Origin of the sequence: Algibacter sp. (assembly GCF_049667265.1) — a bacterium.
Taxonomy (GTDB): domain Bacteria; phylum Bacteroidota; class Bacteroidia; order Flavobacteriales; family Flavobacteriaceae; genus Algibacter_B.
This window is the reverse complement of record NZ_JBATHX010000034.1, coordinates 1-1,927: the sequence shown is the minus strand read 5'-3', so window position 1 is coordinate 1,927 and position 1,927 is coordinate 1. Positions and strand designations below refer to the sequence as shown.

At 30.2% G+C, this 1,927-nt stretch carries 1 protein-coding gene; it reads right to left on the bottom strand.

Annotated elements, in window-relative coordinates:
- Positions 1 to 1,927 (bottom strand): ligand-binding sensor domain-containing protein (locus tag WBN21_RS01010; protein ID WP_424197452.1); only part of this gene is annotated, 1,927 nt, incomplete at both ends.

Sequence of the window (1,927 nt, the reverse complement as noted above, 5' to 3'; positions counted from 1 at the left end):
GGAAGGTTTAAACTTTCATCTCTAATAATATCATTAATAGGATTCATTATTAATGTAAGAGGCGTTCTAAATTCATGTGATATGTTGGTGAAAAACTGAAACTTTTCCTCGTTCAAGGCCTTTTCTTGTAATCTCAAATTTCGTTCAAGGGTTATTGCTTGCTTTTTATTCAATCTTATTTGTGCCATTCTATTTAGTAAATAGAATCCCAAAAGCAACAAAGCTATATAGATAAACAAGGCTTCGTTGGTCTTCCACCAAGGAGGTAAAACGGTAATATTTAAACTTAATGGTGTTTCTGTCCATTTACCATCACTATTTGCCGCCTTTAATTTAAAAGTATAGTTTCCATGTTCTAAGTTAGTATACGTGGCACTTTTTAAACTACCAACATAATTCCAAGATTCTTCAAATCCCTCTAAATAATAGGCGTATTGGTTTAATTCTGGTCTTGTATAGTTTACACCTGTATATTCAATTGTAAATACAGATTGTGTATGGTCTAAACTAATATACTCTGTTTCTCCAATAACACTAGAAAGCAGAGCATCTTTTTCATTTGGAAAAACATCTTCATTGAATAGTTTAAATCTTGTTAAATATAATGATGGCACAATTGTATTAACACTAATATTTAAAGGATCGAAATAATCTATGCCAAGATAATTGCCAAAATAAATAGTTCCTTCTTTATCTTTAAAATTAGCATTTGCGTTAAAATCGTTTGAAAGCAGTCCGTCATCTTTTGTAAACCTTGTAAAACTATTGGTCGCCATATCAAATTTAGTAATCCCAGAATGGGTACTAAGCCAAATATCTCCATTTAAATCTTCAATAATACCCGTTATATTTATGGCTTCAAGTCCATTTAATTTATTATACCATGTAAACTTATCGGCATCAGGGTTGTATTTAAATAAACCGGCACCTCTTGTTCCAATCCAAATTAAGCCATCAATACCTTCGTATAAAGACATAACATGATTAACTGTTGCTTGATTATTAAATTCTTCAGACATTCTGGCTTCCATTGAAACAACAGAAAAAGTGCCATCTTCTAATTTTTTAATTTTAAATAAGCCTTTGCTTATTGTTGTTACCCACAAATTACCATTTTTGTCAAACAACACTTTTCTAGCATAACTATCTTGTATTCCATGTTTTAAAAAAGGCTCGGATTTGTGATGAATAAATGTATTTGTATTTGGGTTGTATGAGTGTATGCCTTTATCCCAACTGGCAAACCAAATAGTGCCTTCAGAATCTTCTGCAATACTTAAAATGTTATTAGAACTTAAACTTCCATCTGTATTCTCTATAGTATAATTAATAAATTTTTTAGACCCTTTCTTTAATAGAAACAAGCCCTTGCTCCAGCTTCCCGCCCAAATATTTTGATTACTGTCTATAAATAATGATTCAATGTAATCATTGGTTAACCCAGAAAACACTTTGTTTTCTGATGAATTAATATGGGTAAATTGATTTAATTCATGGTTAAAAACATCAATCCCTCCTCCGTCTAAACTAACCCAAAAATTACCTGATTGGTCATTTGTAATGGCTGTAACAGACCCAATCTGTAAAGAATTAGAGTTGTTTTGTAAACTTTCAATATCTTTAAACTTATCATATAATTTATCATAAATACCTATTCCTGAATTATAATAGCTAATCCAAATACGTTCGTTACGATCTAAAAATAAATGCCAAATGGAGTTAGCCACTATGCCCTTAACGTCTGTTTTATTAGCTAAATAATGATTTATAATTTGACCGTCAGCATTTAAATGAAATAACCCATCATTTTCGGTACTGCACATTAAAGTTCCGTCTGATAAATTAATAATAGACAAAATACGATTTTCAGAAACTGAAAAATGATCTAGTTTTATAAATTGATTTTCTTCATTGTTAATATTATTTA